2 protein-coding genes are annotated in these 1,098 nt (G+C 69.4%); both read left to right on the forward strand.

Annotation, left to right across the window (positions count from 1 at the left end; translation table 11 throughout):
* On the forward strand, positions 1–320 hold a 320-nt coding region (locus ACIRS4_RS38575), incomplete at its 5' end, for a hypothetical protein (protein WP_404204991.1).
* A gap of 49 nt (positions 321–369) precedes the next feature.
* Positions 370–1,098, forward strand: a 729-nt coding sequence (locus ACIRS4_RS38580) for a signal recognition particle receptor subunit alpha (RefSeq protein ID WP_404204993.1), incomplete at its 3' end; no start/stop codon positions are given.

Here is a 1,098-nt window from a genome sequence, read left to right on the forward strand (position 1 = left end):
GGAGTGAGTCGGTGGCAATCGAAGTCGTTTCCGCGTCGATGATGACAAGCGATCTGACCGCGCACATCGCCCGCTGTGTCGGTGGCGACCGCTGGGTGGTCTCCTGGCTGCCCGGCCGGACCCTCACCGGGCAGCAGGCCGTGACCGCCATGACCATCGCCTCCGCTGTCACCGACGAGAGCCCGTCGGACGCCGGCTGGGCGATCCTCGACGGGCTCGCCCTGGAGCTGGGCCTCACCGCCCGCGAGGCGGTCGGCATGGTTGCCATCGAGAAGCACGACCTGCACCGCCCCGGCCCCCGCCCGCGGTCGCTCGAATAACCACTACCCTGGTATCTCGAGTGAACGTCCCTCGAGATCAGGAGCATCGGTGTTCGAATCCCTTTCCGACCGGTTGGCCGGTGCCCTCAAGGATCTGCGTGGCAAGGGACGCCTGTCGCCGGCGGACATCGACGCGACCGCTCGTGAGATCCGCCTGGCGCTGCTCGAGGCCGACGTCGCGCTGCCCGTGGTGCGCGGCTTCATCGCCAATGTCAAGGAGCGCGCCAAGGGCGCGGAGGTCTCCGCGGCGCTGAATCCCGCGCAGCAGATCGTCAAGATCGTCAACGACGAGCTCATCAAGATCCTCGGCGGCGAGACCCGGCGGCTGCGCCTGGCCAAGAACCCGCCCACGGTCATCATGCTGGCCGGTCTGCAGGGTGCCGGTAAGACCACCCTCGCGGGCAAGCTCGCCAAACACCTGAAGGGGCAGGGTCATACGCCGCTGCTGGTCGCGTGTGACCTTCAGCGTCCGGGCGCGGTCACCCAGCTGCAGGTGGTCGGCGAGCGGGCCGGGGTGCCGGTCTTCGCGCCGCACCCGGGCACCTCCATCGGCGGCGGCGAGAACCCGCTGGGCGTCTCGGCGTCCGATCCGGTCGACGTCGCGCGCGCCGGTATCGAGGAGGCCAAGGCCAAGCAGTACGACGTGGTCATCGTCGACACCGCCGGTCGCCTCGGCATCGACGAGGAGCTCATGCGGCAGGCCGCGGGCATCCGCGACGCCGTCAACCCCGACGAGACCCTGTTCGTCCTGACCGATCATGGCGTCGAGGACGAACAG

Source organism: Streptomyces sp. NPDC101166 (assembly GCF_044768125.1).
In the GTDB taxonomy this organism is placed as follows: domain Bacteria; phylum Actinomycetota; class Actinomycetes; order Streptomycetales; family Streptomycetaceae; genus Streptomyces.